Genomic DNA, 13,860 nt, shown 5'->3' with positions numbered 1-13,860 from the left:
CTAGCGCGAAGCGTTTGCTGCCTGGTTGGCTGCGGCGCGTCTTGCGGCCATCGGTTTCTTGTTTGGCTTCTGTCATGCTGGCAACCTCGTCAACACTCGTTTAAGCCGGAAGCCTTTACCCTTCTCGCTTCTGACTTTTTGAATGTAAACCCGACGCAGCTTATGCAATTCCAGAATGGGAATGCGGTCTAGGCGGCGGTCGTCAATGGTGTAACTCTCATGATCGGAAAGAATCCGGCCCTCGAGCACCGTGTTAATCGCATCCAGCATTCGCTTGGCGTGACTGCGGGGATCGTGCCCAGCGGTCAAGCTGGCAAAATCGGCCTCAATCTCCATCTGGCCAGACGCTATTAACTGCCGGTCAGCGCCATTACTGGCATACAGGCGCCAGTCATACAGCCCAGGAATCCAGGCTGCTGTCACATCGGCTAACTTGGAGACTGTCACCAGTCCGTCTGCAGCGGTTGTGTCTATGTCAATGGCACCTTGGCCGCGCAGGGCATAGTTAAACTGCCACTGGCCATCCGCTAACTCGTGACCAAATGACCAGCCAACTGAGGTACCGGCGCTTATTTTCTTGGGTTCATTCATTATCTATACCGGCTGACAAAGCCTCCGCCGCCGGTGCGTTTACGGCTGGACCGTTTGCGCTTGACTGGCTTTCTGGTGGCTTTTGGTGGAGTTTCTTCATCTGGCTCGGCATCTTCATGCTCGGAGCCATCGGGTTCATCTGGTGAAGCAGACGACTTCTTGCGGTCAATTCTCAGCATACGGGCGCACATGTATTGCATCCCCTCACAGTCCAGGTAATCGTTCCGATTTGCGGTCTGATTCCACTTTCCTGTCTCTTCGTTAAATTCTTCGGCAACAATATGGCGGCAGTATTCCTCGGTAATATCTGAGGGGATCAACCAATCGCCTTCTTTGCCCTTGGGCCAGCGCACTCGGCTATGTACCCAGGCTTTGGCCAACGTAGTATCAAAGTCCCATCGTTTATCACCGTGCAGGCGAGTCTTACCCTTCTTATCTACTTCAAGGCGAACTAAACGAAACGGTTTAGGCAAACGCTCAAACCCCATAAGGGCGCGAGTTCGGCCCTTATGCCGGCGCACGAACGCCAACACTTCATCAGTTCTGAAACCAGCATCGACACCCATCAGTTGGATTTGCTTGCCATCCCATTCCTGCTCTAGGAACTCTGACAGCTCATTCCAGACCTCAGGCTTATCTGTGTCTCCCCAAATCTCGCCCCACTCAATCAGACGACTAGACATGCCAGGGCGCCAAGCGCGAAGCACGTAGTACAGCCTGTTCTTCTGCACGTCTACCGTGCAAATGAGTTGGTCAAAACCTTCAGGGATCTGGCCGGATGCATAGGACGAACGCAGCGCATAAACCTCTTCCCACTCTGGCGCCTCACCGGCTATGGCGTATATCTCACCAAAACCAGTGTTATAGACAGTCAGTAATGCATTGGGGTTACCACTCTTTTGTGCTTCCAACAATTTACGAGCAAGAAAGCCATAACTTTTCTTGCCAGAAAAGCTACACAAACCACTGACCCAAAGACTGAAATGGTTGTTTTCATCGGAGGTATTCAAAAAACCCGCATAGGGAATGACATGTTCATAGCCATTCTGAGTGATAAGCACATGCCCATCGGCAAGCGTAGCAACCTGACCAGGAGCAATTGCCACCCCGAGACGGTTCATTTCTTTACGGTGACGGTCTTCAATCTGGCTCCCACAATGAGGGCAAATTAATCTCGCCGCTTTCACTGCTTGAGCGGGTGTACACTCATCCTCAGTCCCGATGCCTGGCCACCATAGAAGCTCACTTCTAGGCATAAAGTATTCGTGACAGTCGGGACAAGGTACTGCCCATTCGTGGCGAGTTCCCTTTTCCCATTGCCGCCAAATGGGGCTTGAAACTTTCCCCTTATCAGAAAGCGCCCAATGAACTAAGCCTGTATCAGGATGAGGCGATGCCCTCACAATACCGTGAGTTGGCGTGCTGGTGAGTCCAAGCTTTGAATCGGTATACGCATCACCACGCGCTTCGGCAATTTCAGCTAAATCACCTTCACCTGTGGCGTTCTCATCGGGTCTATCCAATTCATCAACGAGCGTGATAACCGCTGAATCAGATGCCAGTTCTGTGGCCGAACCTGCCCATGCAAAACGCAGCGATGCGCCCGCGACACGTTTCTTATGTTTGGTACTTTTCTTGTCGAACTTCATCCATAAGGTTTTGGCCTCTTGGAACATTTCAATAATTTTGGGTTCGACAACGTTGTTAATATTAGATTCTGTAGGGCCGACATAAATGATTGGTGCAGGATCATCGTCAAGCTTCCAACCAATGACATTCTGCATCGTTGCAGATTTACCCATTTGCGTTCCCATCACAAAGGTCACGCGATTAAACTGCGGACAAGCAAATGCTTCACAAACAGGAAGCATGTAAGGCGTTGTCGAAGTATCAAAGGGCCCTGGTATCGGAGAGCCGGGTGGCATGATCCGATTCTCAGTCGCCCAAGTCGCCGCATTCCTCAGAGGCTTCGCATCCACGATCACTGCGCTGTTGAGCACGGTATTCAGCAACAAATCCACGGAGGCGTTCAGCTGTGGCAGCGCGGACACGGCGGCATTCACTGTCGATTCGATGCTTGCACATGGCTGGTTCATGTATTTGTGCGACCTCTGAAGCTAAACGCGCTCCCAAGCTGTTGAGTTCACTGCCATAGAGTGCGGAAATTGCATATAAAAATTGCCCAACATCTTCCAAATCAATCACAGATTGCTCGGCTTTCGCGGCATCTACATCGGCCTTACGCCGTTTAGCCATGGTTAAAAGCAGCTCTTCACCATCTTTGGTGCCTTCTACAGGAGCACCGTTGGGACCTTGAAGCTCACCAACCTGTCGTTTTACTTCACGCTCGATCAACCAATTGATCGCTAGCTCAGTATTTATAACTAACGCCTTACCTCTACTCCCACCTCCTTCAACGGGTAACCCCGAGTCAATTTGGTTAGCAACCCATTTGGGTGACTTACCCAAAATGTCAGCAAATTCATTACGATTTACATATGCCATAACGCACCAAAAGAAAGGACTTCTTAAATTGAGTAAAAATCAAACAAAAGTCCTTTCTTTTGCTCCAAAGTCCTTTCTTCATATTTAAAACAACGATCTGATTTCAAAAATCTTTTATCAAAAGTCCTTTCTCAAACCAGAAAGGAGAAAGGACTCAGTTTGAAAATATGAAACGAGGCAGACTCCGCGAGTCTATGCCCCGTTGGTTAACTCCTTTCCTAGGAGTACCTTTTTTCTTTCATATCAGAAGATTACATAGAGTTGACTGCAACGCATTGGCGTAATTGTTCAATGTAAAGCGTGAGCTGAGCCATGTCTGATTGAGAAACAATAAAAACTTCATCGCTCTCGATCACATTCGTTAGCACTGGAACTGTTGCCACGCATGGGGTTTTGGGGGTCGGTAACATGCTGCACCCGCCCAAACTGACGCAAATAATCACCAGGATTGGTCTTAGCCAGTCGCAACCGTTCTTCACGCTTTGTTTCATCATCACGCCTTTTTAGTTGCACGCCCCACTCAAGCAGTAAAACGAACAACTTCAGCCAATTCACTGCTTATTCTCATTCTTTGCTGCACCGTAATTAGCAGCAACAAAATTAAGTATTGCTTTCAATGCATTAGGTAAACGAGAGGTAATAGACGTTGGCAGTAATGCAACAGCATGAGCAACACCATAAAGCACAGCAATCATCACTCCTGCCCATCCCGGCAATGCCTCAATAGGTGGAATTAGTTCTGGCGATGCTGCCAATGCCGCAAATGGCATTAACACTAAAGCAAGCATTAACCCGAAAACTGTGGCTAATTTCGTATTTGAAAATAGTTTTTGCATAATCAATCTCCTATGGAAGTAACGCATTAACACCTGCAAGCTCACACCGCACCAAGTACTCCTCTGGTGTGCCCTTGCCTGCCGATGTGTTGTAATGCCGCTTCCAGTACAGCGCTCGCCCTTCACGAGTCTCAGGTATCGGACTCTGCACAGCGAAATAACGTAAGCGACAAAAGATAAAACTCAGTAATGGCGAGGTTTCTAGCTCGACATAGCTAACCTTGCCCAGATAGATGCCAAATGCCTGATAAAGCGCATCAGCCAGTCGATGTTTTTTGTATTTACTCTTTAACCAATCAAACGTGCCTTCATCTACCTGTGTTACACCTGTTCCAGCGGCATAAGTGGTTAAGTCACGATAAGAGCCCAATAGCGTTTCAGCTGCTGCAGTCTCAATCAATAAATCAACGGCCTTATCACCACCGCCTAACACCCCACAAACCGCTTGAGCAAACACCATTACTTGCTGCTTATTAACGAGGCCGTAATACACGGTCATAGCAATCCTCCAGAAACAAAAAAGCCCCGAATATTCAGGGCTTATGGAATGAGTTGACTGTTTTATTTGGGCTTCTTAGCCTGCTGACGCTCGTCTAAATATTTCCAAATATCAAACACTAATCGGCCTGCCACAACTAACAAGCCACCAACTGAAACTAACGTGGAAATAGTAAAAGCTGAGGTAGGAATTTGTGCCGCCATATCTGCGGCTTCCTGTGCCTTAGCCGCCACTTCACTAGAAAAAATACTGATACCACTACCGCCACCGTAGGCAATTAAACGCCCTTTCCATTCGCTGGCTTTTATTAATACATTCATAAGCTTTAGGCCAAAAAAATGCCCTATCCAAATGAATAGGGCAACAGGTGAAGTTCTCAGGTTATTGCTTTGGTGAGCATAGCTGTAATGTACAGTTTTTCGGCGTTTCAAATAGCCCTAAAAATGTCCCTTTTTAAGTCTTTTGCCACAGAAAAAACCTTTTTTGCCTTGGTTCAGGCTCAAATTTTGTCACTTAACTGACATTTTTCACTTACCGATTAACCAAACTCATCCCAAATTGACTAAACCATTGCATCCTTCTCTGAGGCTGATGCAATAACTTGGCTGTAGAGCTTGGTGTTACAGGGCTTAGGGCTGACTAAGAAAACAAGATGATCTCAGAAATATCTCAGTCATACATTATCGAACACCAGTAATACCAAGTAACATTAACATCTCTTTTTTTATAGCTCGTAAATCATGTGCCGCCATAGTGTTTTGGTTATATAAATAATGCATCACAGCCTCATTCCCACCATTATGCACCTTTGAGAAATTACTATAAAAATCATATGTTTTAGTTGTATACGAATTAAATACATACACTCCTTCTTCACTCAATTTATTGAACTTTGGAAGCAGCTCCAGCTCTATTTTCAATTCATAGCTTTTAAGTTCATCTTCAATACTTTTCAGTTGTGAATTATCTAAATAATAATCCAATCCGTGATATACAAAATTAAAAGTAAAATCGGAACTAACATCTATCAACAACGCTGCCATTTGAACTTTAGGATTCTCAATCTTCCCTTGTTTTTTTTGCTCAATAAATTCATAAGTATTTTTCATTGAAACTTGAAACTGATTATTAAGACGATAAGGAGTGATAATTAAATCCACAGGGAAGCTAGTAATACCTAAATGACCTCTACCAAACTCAAAATCTATAAAAATAAAATCGTAGTAACCTGCTATATCGCTGAATGCAGATTCAAAAACAGCCTCTCCACTCCAACAAACATCTTCACTAAATAATATTTTTGGATATGGCTGATTTGAATAAATGAAATATTTTTCCATCAACTTTAGATGGCTATATTTCTCATTTACGATTACTAAAACATCATAACCATCATTAGCGAGAAGAATCGCCATATCTCGAGTGAGCGAAGATCGTCCCATACCTCCTGCTCCACCGGCAAAACTAATAACTTTCCCATGGTGATAGCCATCGCTAAAATTTGGTGGAAACGATAAGCCTGTCTTCAAACAGAACAATTCCAAAGTAGCATCAGCGATTCGTACATGGGTACCAGAAGATTCAGACTCTTCAAATTTCTGCCACTGTCGAAGTGAAACATGGACCAGTTCTGCGGCTTGCTTTTGAGTCAGCCCTACTTTTAAACGTAAAGATTTAACTTGTTCAGGACTAATTAAGAAAGTTTTCCTAGCCATACGTCTTTTTATTCGCAATAACAACAATAAGTCGTACTTTAGTACATTTAACGAATAAATGCACGTACGAAAAAACAGCTAGAAAAATCATGCTACTAAGGAGAAACTATATGTAATTAAAGGAAAATACTTTGAATTTGCGCTTTGTGGCATGGCGGATTTATTGCGCGATTGGAAAGGTGTGTTCTCATAGACTTATCAAGAAAACATAGAGAAAAGTATAAATATGGCACTAATAACCCGAATACTAGAAAACGCCGATGGAGCTCAGCAGATTGCAATTTTTGATACAAAAAAACACCTTACTAAAAGTGTTCTAGGTCTATTTATAACAATCAATGGTGAAGAAGTTATAGCCCGTATGGATGAACAAATAAATGCAAAACCAATAGCAAAATTGATTTTTATGGGAAAGAAAATCTAAGAATTAGGCACTAGTAGATGTTGAGTCTAATAATTTTAAGAACATCATTTGATGTATTCATAAAAACAGGCAGAAAAAATTAATTTCCCACCTGATTTTAAAATTATTAGGCATAAATTATTCATATGCCTGTTAAGTATCTACATTCCTAATGCTTTTATTATTATTGCACCAATTACAGCTGTAACCAATGGAGCAAGATAAAGTTGATGTAGCTGAGAGAAAATACTTGATGATGATACCTGAGTAGATGCTTCTATTTGCTCTCTACTTCGAGCATTATAGCCTTTTATCGATTCTTCAATGAGTTGATCTTCGATCTTTTCATTTATCTTCGCAATTCGTATATTTAGTTTTTTGCCAGATGCCAAAAACGCAATACCAACAAAAAAAAGCATATAGATGAATATGAAATAGACGTTTTTTGGCTCAGACAAGTTCATATGATCTGGAATAGGTGAATGTTTCCAGAACACACTTAACGGTTGGGTATGTTCATACACCCAAATTACCAACTGCTTAAATGGTCGAGCAAGTGCACTACCAAATTGAGTCCCATCATCTAGCCGATAGTAAATCATCTTTAGAAACGATATGACTGTAGACACGATTGAAGGTAAAGCAATAACAACACCAATAACGATCTTCACCGCGGCCTTCTTCTTGGCTTCTTTAATATTCACTCAATACTCCGTTGAATTGTTGGTATGTAGCTAAAGAACTAGCAACAACTAGCCCTTTAGCTATGTAAAACATCTGAACTATCTATAGATTATTGTTGTACTGGATAAACAATGAGCTGCCATTTAATTTGGCCATTACTAGTGCTGTGTTGCTTGTGGTTTTGTGGAGGTAAGGTGTGACCTCCAGCAATAGCAATCTCATCACCACAGTTAGTACATCTATATATTCCAGGATGAGGTGCAGCGGTCCCTGGACTATAAACAGCATCGAAGGCAGCATCTTGTGACTGGGTTAGCGTATTTCCATATTTATACAAAGCCATGTTTATCTCCTATGATTTAATAAAACTTATCAGCGTTCTAACAAAGGCTCTGTTTGACAAAAACACCGACAAGGATAACAAGCACACTACTTAAAACCCACAGCTAAATCCTTATAACTTTACATCTTGTTAAACTTATCAAAAAGAGAAGGAGCGCACAAATATCCGTATAAAAACTATAAAAAACAGAGAAAAGTGATAGTTGTGTATATCAGTCGAAAAAGTCGATTCCAAAGGTATTTTTCAAATCTAATTAAAAATAAAGAGCAAGCAACAACGATTAGTGGACTAGAACATCAACACAACAACAGCTAAGTAATAGCGGTATAAAATAAAGCTTCATAATAAATAAAACGAATCATCAATTAATAACCTTCCGGACCACCTTCTCGTAAAATTTGAATCCTAGTTCATTGATTGACGCCCCACCGAGACTTCCGGCATAGGAGCCTCCCCCTGGCAAATGTAGCAATCCAGACATAACTAATGGTTGGTAACCCAACTGTGCTCTTTGCATCCAAATTTTACGTTTCTCGTCATCATTTAAAGCTGCATTCACTTGAATCTCATATTGATAAAATTCCTTAAGTCTTGGTATACCCTCAAACGGATGTATGGAGTCAATACTGAACATCAAAGAATTATACTCATCACCTGAAAAACTATAGTTTACAAAGGTTTCAACAAATAGTTGCCCAAGTAGTTTTGCTTTAATTTCATCATGATAACGGTCAATATAAATCAACGTATTCTCAGTAATTTTTTCAATAACCTCAGCAGATAACACATCTTCTTTTAGTAAAAGCACATCTTCTTTAGTTATATGTTCGACTGAAATTTGACCAATAAAGCTCGCATATTTCTTAAGAAAATGTGCATTGTGAACCGAGTTCCATACACTATTGGCAGCAACCAGCCATTTAATTACAGGAAGATCTCTAAGAAGCTCTTGGTCTGTCACAAATTTTTTCATTGTAGTATCGAGCGATATTTCAGCTATATCAGATAAAACGTCCTTATTGACTTGCGTCAATGACTGGTCAATAAGGTTCGATTTTGGCTTTTTGCTCATATAGTTAAAACTCCAATGCTCACTTCAAACCAACTTTAAACTTTATGTGGTTATCAAAGCAACTCCCCCTCCGCTCGCCGTAGCCAATACAGGTAAGATTTTTGTGAATCGAAGCCCACCAAAGCCCAGTTGCGTTTACAGATATAGTGGACACGTAAGGCACGGCGGCAATCATGACTTAACCGGGTAATTTGTCGATCATAGTTGGCAATATGGGCAGGAACTGTGACTTCACTGATAACCGAACCAAAGCAACGGACCTCTCCCAACTTATCGCAGGCGCTGCGGCTGGCGTGCCCTTGCCCATACTCCTTGTTCGACCAATAACGCCCCCACTGAGTCAGCTCTTTGCGCAGCTGTTTAATAGTAATCCTTTCTCTTACATCATCTTGCATAAACCGCCGCCCTTTGGATTTCACTCAATGGAATACGAAACACCTGGTCGCAAATCGCCGTTAAATCATCATAGGAAACTGGCGTTTGCCCACGTTCCCAACGCTGATAAGTCTTTGAGTTAACGCCATAGGTTTCAGCAACTTCAGCTTGGGTCAAACCACGAATACGGCGACCCGTTTTTAAAATCTCAAATCCACGAGTCATACAGCCCCCACAAATCCGCGCTTAACCAAGTGTTGGTGATAAGCCTCAAGCGCCGCCAAAACACCTTTATCTAAGGTGCTATGCACGTAAGTGCGCAGTAATACCGGTAAGGCGTGGTTTAAAATGCGCTCGCCAACCATAGTGTCCACGCCCATATCAGCAATAATGGTTCGACAGAGTTTACGAAGCGCATGGCTAGTAAACTCTTTAAAGCGAATTTGCTCACTCCAGTATTGCGCAGCTCTTTTGGAGATCACCCCGCTATCACCACAAAATAAGTAAGCTCGCTTACCTATATGCTTTAACTGCCATTGGCGATAGCCAAGTAATAATGCCTTTGCTGCTGGGGTTAATGGCAACCGGTGCTCTTGGCGGGTTTTGGCATTTACGGCAGGGATAATCCAATAATCACCAGCAAAGTGCTCCCAACGGCTTAACCGGGTTTCATTAATGCGTGTTCCAAACATCAGCATAAGTAAAAACAGTAAATTGGCAGGACGACTAGCACCCTGTAATGCAGCAAACAGTTCAGTTAAATCCGTCTCTGTGAGTGTTGTTTCTAACGCTGGGCCCAACTTCAAGCTAAACTGCACTCTGTATCCAGCTAGCGGGTTAACCGCTAATAAACGTAAATCGCATGCCGCCGAAAAAGCTCTTTTTAAAACGTTTACACATAGACGGATATAATGGGGAGCATACTCGGCAGAAAGCATCGCTTTTACCAGTAAAGAGTCGATACTAATAAAATCAAACTCAATGATTTTTTGGTGCCCGACTTTTGGTAAGAGCTGCTTATGGATCATTGAGACACAGTTATCTCGCCAACTTTTACTTAAGGTTGTATTGGTCGAAACATGCTCTGCATACCAAAGCAACAGATCTTCAAGCGTTAGCAATTCACTACTATTGCTAATCTCACCAATCGCACGTTTGGCCAGTAATTGTGGTAAGCCATTAAAAAACGTCTTCAAACACATAGAAGGAAAGTTGCCTTGCTTCTTCCAAAGGCTTTTCCCACCCTCATGCAACACCAAGAACACGCTCGCTTTAGTCCTATTTTTATTCGCCCTAAACTTCACATTGGGATATTGCCAATCCCTAAATTCACGCGCACCAGACTCCACTAACCAGCGTTTTATTGTTGTTATATTAGCCTTACCAAACTGCACTCCCACGAAAGGCTTAACCGATTTTGGCATCAATCCCCCCACCCAAACCATGCTTAGCCCTTAACTCAGCCAGTATCTGCCGTGCCTTAGAGGGAGCGGTTGGAACAGTCACTTCTGCCGGTAAAGCTTTCGGTAACTCAAAATCAAAATCCTCACCGGCCACATACCGCCTAACTAATTGCGTGTAATTATGGCTAAACACCTCAAAAACCTCTTTTTCAGCCCCTTGAGCAAATAACCAACTTCCAGTCTCGCGTACAGCCAAACGCACAATATCATGGCTCCAGCGGTGCCTATCGGGACGATGGTAATGCTTTAACGCTTCGCGATAGGCAGCTTCCAACTCTGGCAATCCGGCATCATTTGCAGATGGCATACACCAGGCACAAAATTGCCTTGGAGTAGGCCAAAACTTACGGTCGCCTACCTCTCGCCGCGCCCTATTTAAACCATGCTGAACTTGTTCACGACTACGAATCCCCTGCACTGCTAGTGTCTTAAGCCATTCAGATTTATGTATTCCTTCTTCATCCTGGCGAGGCGCACCAACAGGAAATAAAATTCTTAGTTTGACGAAAATACTATCCACAATGGCCCGATCTGCAGTAGTCGGTTCAGCCCTATTACCCTGCCCGCCATTCCCAACAATCGGCCGTGAATGCATTAAGGTTTGTATGCTTTGTGCGCTCATACCAAAGGGTCCTCCGGGTCAAATACATGGCGAGTCCAATCCTCTGAAGCAGTCGGAATATGATTAGGGCTTACGCCCGCATTCCCTAACCACACAGCATTAAATCCACGCCAATTTCGAGTAACACATTCGGCCAAGCAATCATCGACGCTAAAACCGGCACCAACGGCTAAGTGCAACTGTGGCGCTAAACGATTAATCACCGTTTGGCTAACATCAGCCCTTTGTCGTTTTCGCATAGCCTGCCAATCAGCCAATGTCTGTTCACTCGGCATGGCTGGCCAAGCAGAAAAATCCAGCGCATTTTTTTGTATAGTTTTTTTAGAGCTTTTAATGACTGGTTTAATGACTGATTCGGTGCTATCTGGTGGCATAGGGTCTGCTACCTGCTGGCATACCCCTATGCTATCTGATGACATAGGGTCTGCTATCTGCTGGCATCCCCCTATGCTATCTGGTAGCACCCTTGAATTATCAGCCTTTGCGGCCTGTTTTGGTGTTAAAGACGGATTTTCATTCTGCTGCAAAGGCTCGTGCTTAGACGGTTTGCGTTCACCTTCCCGAAGGTGCAATTTATACACATTTGAGTCATTGCCTTTTGGACCTTTTCTGGCCTTAATCGTCAACAGACCATCATCAGCAAGATCTTTAATGTGTTTACGCACCGTACTGTTACCAATCTCGCACTGCTCAGCAATATATTGATAGCTCGGCCAACACTCGCCACTATCACTCGCATTGTCAGCGAGCTTGATTAGAACCAGCTTGCGTAGGGGGTTGCCGACTTTCACCTTCATCGCCAGCACCATTAGCTCCATACTCATACGTAAGCCCCCGTTCTTTCCCTCAAATTAGTCAAATTGACTAAACTCATTTGCTTATCTATCATGCTATTGCCTTTTAGATGGGTATTAAGCCTGCACTCTGTCGCCAAACATTCGGCAGGCTTTCTTCATTTTTTCGGACTTAAGTGAATCGCAATTAGACCGCGCCAATAGAACTTCACGCTTTATCCCAACCTCACCGTCTGCTTGTAGCTTTGCTTTTTTGGCTTTAAGGGCAGTAATTTCAGCTTCAAGCTCTATCGGATCTTTGTCACTTAACTGACTATCCAGATCATGTGAATGTGCGCTGTAGTTTGCTGCACCATAAAAACAACAGATCAAACATTCCTCATCAAACATGGTTCCCCTCCACTGCCTTTAAGCCGGCTTTATTACCAACAAATGGATAATGCTTCTCAAGCAAATCAAGAGCTGCTTGGGTTGTTCCCCTTGACTCAGTTAGCTCACGATATGCGGCCATAACCTCATCACGGCTTGGCGCATTACCGAGTTGAATAACGGCAATTTGGGCTTCGGAGTTTTCTTTGGTCAAAGTGATAGCTAACGCCGCGGTATTAATCTCATTCCCGGAAAATCCATGGTCGGCAACAACAGTTACCCCAACAATGCCGTAAACGGCGTTAAGGTAGTTCAGCTTCAAGTGCTGAGGCATAGCCGCCAAAATGGCTTGTTCAACGTGGAATAAACGTTCAGGCATGGCATGGGTTTCTTGATACTGCCCAAGCCATCTAAAAATCTTTTGGGCATTGACCCGCGAATCGTTATACGGGTCACTTGTATTGTTAAAACTTATCCCCTCATTTGCCAACAAAGGCATTAGCCCAAGTTCATTAGCCGCTACAACAATCTCAGAGGCAATAATCGAACGGCTCACCTTAGGCATTTCAAGCCAACGGTGAATTGCCACCATTAATAAATCCAACCGTGATTTGTGTTTCATGAAGATTAATCCCTAAGCAGTATGCTTGAGCTGGTGATTAGTTTCGTGATCGTGCAGTAACTCATCCACACTGACCTCACCTTGAGTTGCGGTGGAAATAAAACGGATATATTTGGCAGGGGCTTGTTTATGACGATGGAGCCAATTCCACACATGGCCTTGTCTGATTCCTAGCTGGTTGGCTAATACTGTTTGCCCACCAATAATCTCTATCGCTTTTTCAATAGCTAACATTTGACTCCCTTACATGTAATAACAACCAAAACTGTATTTGATAACAGTTTTTACTGTTTGTCAATTACACTTAAAGTTGTGAGAATCAAAGCATGAACCTAGCACACAGATTAAAATCACGAAGAATCGCACTCGGCCTGACTCAAAAGGATGTTGCCGAGGGGTCAGGTATTACCCAACAATCACTGCAAAAAATTGAAGATGGTAAAACCCAGAATCCTAGAAAAATAGTTGACCTAGCGCGTATTCTTAAATGCTCTCCTGAATGGCTGTTATTTGGTCGCGACAATATCCCATCGTCTGAAACAAGCAACATATCTGTTGGTCCAGAAATTAAGGGGTTCTTTCCATTAATAAGTTGGGTACAGGCTGGAGCTTGGTCCGTCATTGAAGAAATACATGCTCTTGAAGCCGAGCGTTTTCCTTGCCCAGTGAGCTGTAGCGCCAATACCTTTGTGCTGAAAGTACAAGGCATTAGTATGGAACCCACCTTTCATGATGGCGATTTAATCTTTGTAGATCCCGAAGTTGAATGGCGTCATAACTCTTATGTTGTTGCTCGGCTAAATGACCAAAATGAAGCAACATTTAAGCAGTTAGTTGTAGAGGGTAGTTTAAAATTTTTAAAGCCATTAAACCCTAATTGGCCAGAGCAGCTGATCCCCATTAATGGGAATTGTTCAATTGTCGGTGTAGTAATTTTTTCAGGACGTTCATTCTAAACTAGGTCACA

The 13,860-nt window shown here is 43.4% G+C and carries 20 protein-coding genes; 2 read left to right on the top strand and 18 right to left on the bottom strand.

Annotated features, from left to right (window positions below):
- Positions 1-72: 72 nt before the first annotated feature.
- The 7 genes from AAA952_RS07620 to AAA952_RS07590 form a co-directional block, all read right to left on the bottom strand.
- On the bottom strand, positions 73-591 hold the full coding sequence (locus AAA952_RS07620) for a hypothetical protein (RefSeq protein ID WP_263161777.1): 519 nt from the start codon (positions 589-591) through the stop codon (positions 73-75).
- Complete coding sequence (locus AAA952_RS07615; RefSeq protein WP_338255788.1) at positions 591-2,570, bottom strand: terminase gpA endonuclease subunit; 1,980 nt, start codon at positions 2,568-2,570, stop codon at positions 591-593. The genes AAA952_RS07620 and AAA952_RS07615 overlap by 1 nt, the downstream gene beginning before the upstream one ends.
- Positions 2,527-3,096: a terminase small subunit gene (locus AAA952_RS07610; RefSeq protein WP_263161771.1), complete on the bottom strand. Its 570-nt coding sequence runs from the start codon at positions 3,094-3,096 to the stop codon at positions 2,527-2,529. Before AAA952_RS07610 ends, AAA952_RS07615 begins: the two co-directional genes overlap by 44 nt.
- A 551-nt stretch (positions 3,097-3,647) precedes the next feature.
- Complete coding sequence (locus tag AAA952_RS07605; RefSeq protein ID WP_263161769.1) at positions 3,648-3,932, bottom strand: hypothetical protein; 285 nt, start codon at positions 3,930-3,932, stop codon at positions 3,648-3,650.
- Between the two features lie 10 nt (positions 3,933-3,942).
- A complete protein-coding gene (locus AAA952_RS07600) occupies positions 3,943-4,431 on the bottom strand; it encodes a hypothetical protein (protein ID WP_330149494.1) in 489 nt (162 codons plus the stop codon).
- Between the two features lie 62 nt (positions 4,432-4,493).
- Positions 4,494-4,751 carry a hypothetical protein gene (locus AAA952_RS07595; protein WP_220054859.1) on the bottom strand — a complete coding sequence of 86 codons (258 nt, stop codon included), beginning with the start codon at positions 4,749-4,751 and terminating at the stop codon, positions 4,494-4,496.
- Between the two features lie 360 nt (positions 4,752-5,111).
- Positions 5,112-6,146, bottom strand: coding sequence for a hypothetical protein (locus tag AAA952_RS07590; protein ID WP_338255782.1), 1,035 nt, complete (start codon positions 6,144-6,146; stop codon positions 5,112-5,114).
- A 226-nt stretch (positions 6,147-6,372) separates the two neighbouring features.
- On the opposite strand from AAA952_RS07590, the gene AAA952_RS07585 reads away from it, so the two are divergent.
- Positions 6,373-6,570, top strand: a complete 198-nt coding sequence (locus AAA952_RS07585; protein WP_338255781.1) for a hypothetical protein — start codon at positions 6,373-6,375, stop codon at positions 6,568-6,570.
- A gap of 140 nt (positions 6,571-6,710) precedes the next feature.
- Here the strand turns inward: AAA952_RS07585 and AAA952_RS07580 are convergent, their stop codons facing one another.
- The 11 genes from AAA952_RS07580 to AAA952_RS07530 form a co-directional block, all read right to left on the bottom strand.
- Positions 6,711-7,253 (bottom strand): YniB family protein, encoded by a 543-nt coding sequence (locus AAA952_RS07580; protein WP_338255779.1) that lies wholly within the window; start codon positions 7,251-7,253, stop codon positions 6,711-6,713.
- Between the two features lie 89 nt (positions 7,254-7,342).
- On the bottom strand, positions 7,343-7,576 hold the full coding sequence (locus AAA952_RS07575; RefSeq protein WP_338255777.1) for a hypothetical protein: 234 nt from the start codon (positions 7,574-7,576) through the stop codon (positions 7,343-7,345).
- A gap of 361 nt (positions 7,577-7,937) precedes the next feature.
- Complete coding sequence (locus AAA952_RS07570) at positions 7,938-8,648, bottom strand: hypothetical protein (RefSeq protein ID WP_338255774.1); 711 nt, start codon at positions 8,646-8,648, stop codon at positions 7,938-7,940.
- Positions 8,649-8,701: 53 nt separating this feature from the next.
- Complete coding sequence (locus tag AAA952_RS07565; protein WP_338255771.1) at positions 8,702-9,043, bottom strand: hypothetical protein; 342 nt, start codon at positions 9,041-9,043, stop codon at positions 8,702-8,704.
- Positions 9,033-9,248 (bottom strand): helix-turn-helix domain-containing protein, encoded by a 216-nt coding sequence (locus AAA952_RS07560; protein ID WP_220054856.1) that lies wholly within the window; start codon positions 9,246-9,248, stop codon positions 9,033-9,035. Before AAA952_RS07560 ends, AAA952_RS07565 begins: the two co-directional genes overlap by 11 nt.
- Positions 9,245-10,447, bottom strand: coding sequence for a tyrosine-type recombinase/integrase (locus AAA952_RS07555; RefSeq protein WP_338255768.1), 1,203 nt, complete (start codon positions 10,445-10,447; stop codon positions 9,245-9,247). Before AAA952_RS07555 ends, AAA952_RS07560 begins: the two co-directional genes overlap by 4 nt.
- Positions 10,431-11,108 carry a replication protein P gene (locus AAA952_RS07550; RefSeq protein WP_338255767.1) on the bottom strand — a complete coding sequence of 226 codons (678 nt, stop codon included), beginning with the start codon at positions 11,106-11,108 and terminating at the stop codon, positions 10,431-10,433. Before AAA952_RS07550 ends, AAA952_RS07555 begins: the two co-directional genes overlap by 17 nt.
- Positions 11,105-11,932 (bottom strand): helix-turn-helix domain-containing protein, encoded by an 828-nt coding sequence (locus AAA952_RS07545; protein WP_338255765.1) that lies wholly within the window; start codon positions 11,930-11,932, stop codon positions 11,105-11,107. The genes AAA952_RS07550 and AAA952_RS07545 overlap by 4 nt, the downstream gene beginning before the upstream one ends.
- Positions 11,933-12,019: 87 nt before the next feature.
- Positions 12,020-12,292 (bottom strand): hypothetical protein, encoded by a 273-nt coding sequence (locus AAA952_RS07540; RefSeq protein ID WP_338255763.1) that lies wholly within the window; start codon positions 12,290-12,292, stop codon positions 12,020-12,022.
- On the bottom strand, positions 12,285-12,893 hold the full coding sequence (locus tag AAA952_RS07535; RefSeq protein ID WP_338255761.1) for a hypothetical protein: 609 nt from the start codon (positions 12,891-12,893) through the stop codon (positions 12,285-12,287). The genes AAA952_RS07540 and AAA952_RS07535 overlap by 8 nt, the downstream gene beginning before the upstream one ends.
- Before the next feature lie 12 nt (positions 12,894-12,905).
- A complete protein-coding gene (locus tag AAA952_RS07530) occupies positions 12,906-13,127 on the bottom strand; it encodes a helix-turn-helix domain-containing protein (RefSeq protein WP_338255759.1) in 222 nt (73 codons plus the stop codon).
- A gap of 92 nt (positions 13,128-13,219) precedes the next feature.
- Between AAA952_RS07530 and AAA952_RS07525 the strand changes: the two genes are divergently transcribed.
- Entirely contained in the window at positions 13,220-13,849 is a 630-nt protein-coding gene (locus tag AAA952_RS07525; RefSeq protein ID WP_338255757.1) for a LexA family protein, read from the top strand.
- Positions 13,850-13,860 lie beyond the last annotated feature (11 nt).

Source organism: Shewanella sp. M-Br, assembly GCF_036245925.1.
Taxonomy (GTDB): Bacteria; Pseudomonadota; Gammaproteobacteria; order Enterobacterales; family Shewanellaceae; genus Shewanella; species Shewanella oncorhynchi.
This window is presented reverse-complemented; position numbering and strand designations above follow the sequence as displayed.

What these genes read in the sequence shown, in the direction of transcription:
- AAA952_RS07590 (WP_338255782.1), bottom strand. Translation starts at nt 6,146, where the DNA reads ATGGCTAGGAAAACTTTCTTAATTAGTCCTGAACAAGTTAAATCTTTA.
- AAA952_RS07555 (WP_338255768.1), bottom strand. Translation starts at nt 10,447, where the DNA reads ATGCCAAAATCGGTTAAGCCTTTCGTGGGAGTGCAGTTTGGTAAGGCT.
- AAA952_RS07600 (WP_330149494.1), bottom strand. Translation starts at nt 4,431, where the DNA reads ATGACCGTGTATTACGGCCTCGTTAATAAGCAGCAAGTAATGGTGTTT.
- AAA952_RS07540 (WP_338255763.1), bottom strand. Translation starts at nt 12,292, where the DNA reads ATGTTTGATGAGGAATGTTTGATCTGTTGTTTTTATGGTGCAGCAAAC.
- AAA952_RS07550 (WP_338255767.1), bottom strand. Translation starts at nt 11,108, where the DNA reads ATGAGCGCACAAAGCATACAAACCTTAATGCATTCACGGCCGATTGTT.
- AAA952_RS07530 (WP_338255759.1), bottom strand. Translation starts at nt 13,127, where the DNA reads ATGTTAGCTATTGAAAAAGCGATAGAGATTATTGGTGGGCAAACAGTA.
- AAA952_RS07565 (WP_338255771.1), bottom strand. Translation starts at nt 9,043, where the DNA reads ATGCAAGATGATGTAAGAGAAAGGATTACTATTAAACAGCTGCGCAAA.
- AAA952_RS07585 (WP_338255781.1), top strand. Translation starts at nt 6,373, where the DNA reads ATGGCACTAATAACCCGAATACTAGAAAACGCCGATGGAGCTCAGCAG.
- AAA952_RS07545 (WP_338255765.1), bottom strand. Translation starts at nt 11,932, where the DNA reads ATGAGTATGGAGCTAATGGTGCTGGCGATGAAGGTGAAAGTCGGCAAC.
- AAA952_RS07595 (WP_220054859.1), bottom strand. Translation starts at nt 4,751, where the DNA reads ATGAATGTATTAATAAAAGCCAGCGAATGGAAAGGGCGTTTAATTGCC.
- AAA952_RS07560 (WP_220054856.1), bottom strand. Translation starts at nt 9,248, where the DNA reads ATGACTCGTGGATTTGAGATTTTAAAAACGGGTCGCCGTATTCGTGGT.
- AAA952_RS07610 (WP_263161771.1), bottom strand. Translation starts at nt 3,096, where the DNA reads ATGGCATATGTAAATCGTAATGAATTTGCTGACATTTTGGGTAAGTCA.
- AAA952_RS07535 (WP_338255761.1), bottom strand. Translation starts at nt 12,893, where the DNA reads ATGAAACACAAATCACGGTTGGATTTATTAATGGTGGCAATTCACCGT.
- AAA952_RS07570 (WP_338255774.1), bottom strand. Translation starts at nt 8,648, where the DNA reads ATGAGCAAAAAGCCAAAATCGAACCTTATTGACCAGTCATTGACGCAA.
- AAA952_RS07605 (WP_263161769.1), bottom strand. Translation starts at nt 3,932, where the DNA reads ATGCAAAAACTATTTTCAAATACGAAATTAGCCACAGTTTTCGGGTTA.
- AAA952_RS07620 (WP_263161777.1), bottom strand. Translation starts at nt 591, where the DNA reads ATGAATGAACCCAAGAAAATAAGCGCCGGTACCTCAGTTGGCTGGTCA.
- AAA952_RS07575 (WP_338255777.1), bottom strand. Translation starts at nt 7,576, where the DNA reads ATGGCTTTGTATAAATATGGAAATACGCTAACCCAGTCACAAGATGCT.
- AAA952_RS07525 (WP_338255757.1), top strand. Translation starts at nt 13,220, where the DNA reads ATGAACCTAGCACACAGATTAAAATCACGAAGAATCGCACTCGGCCTG.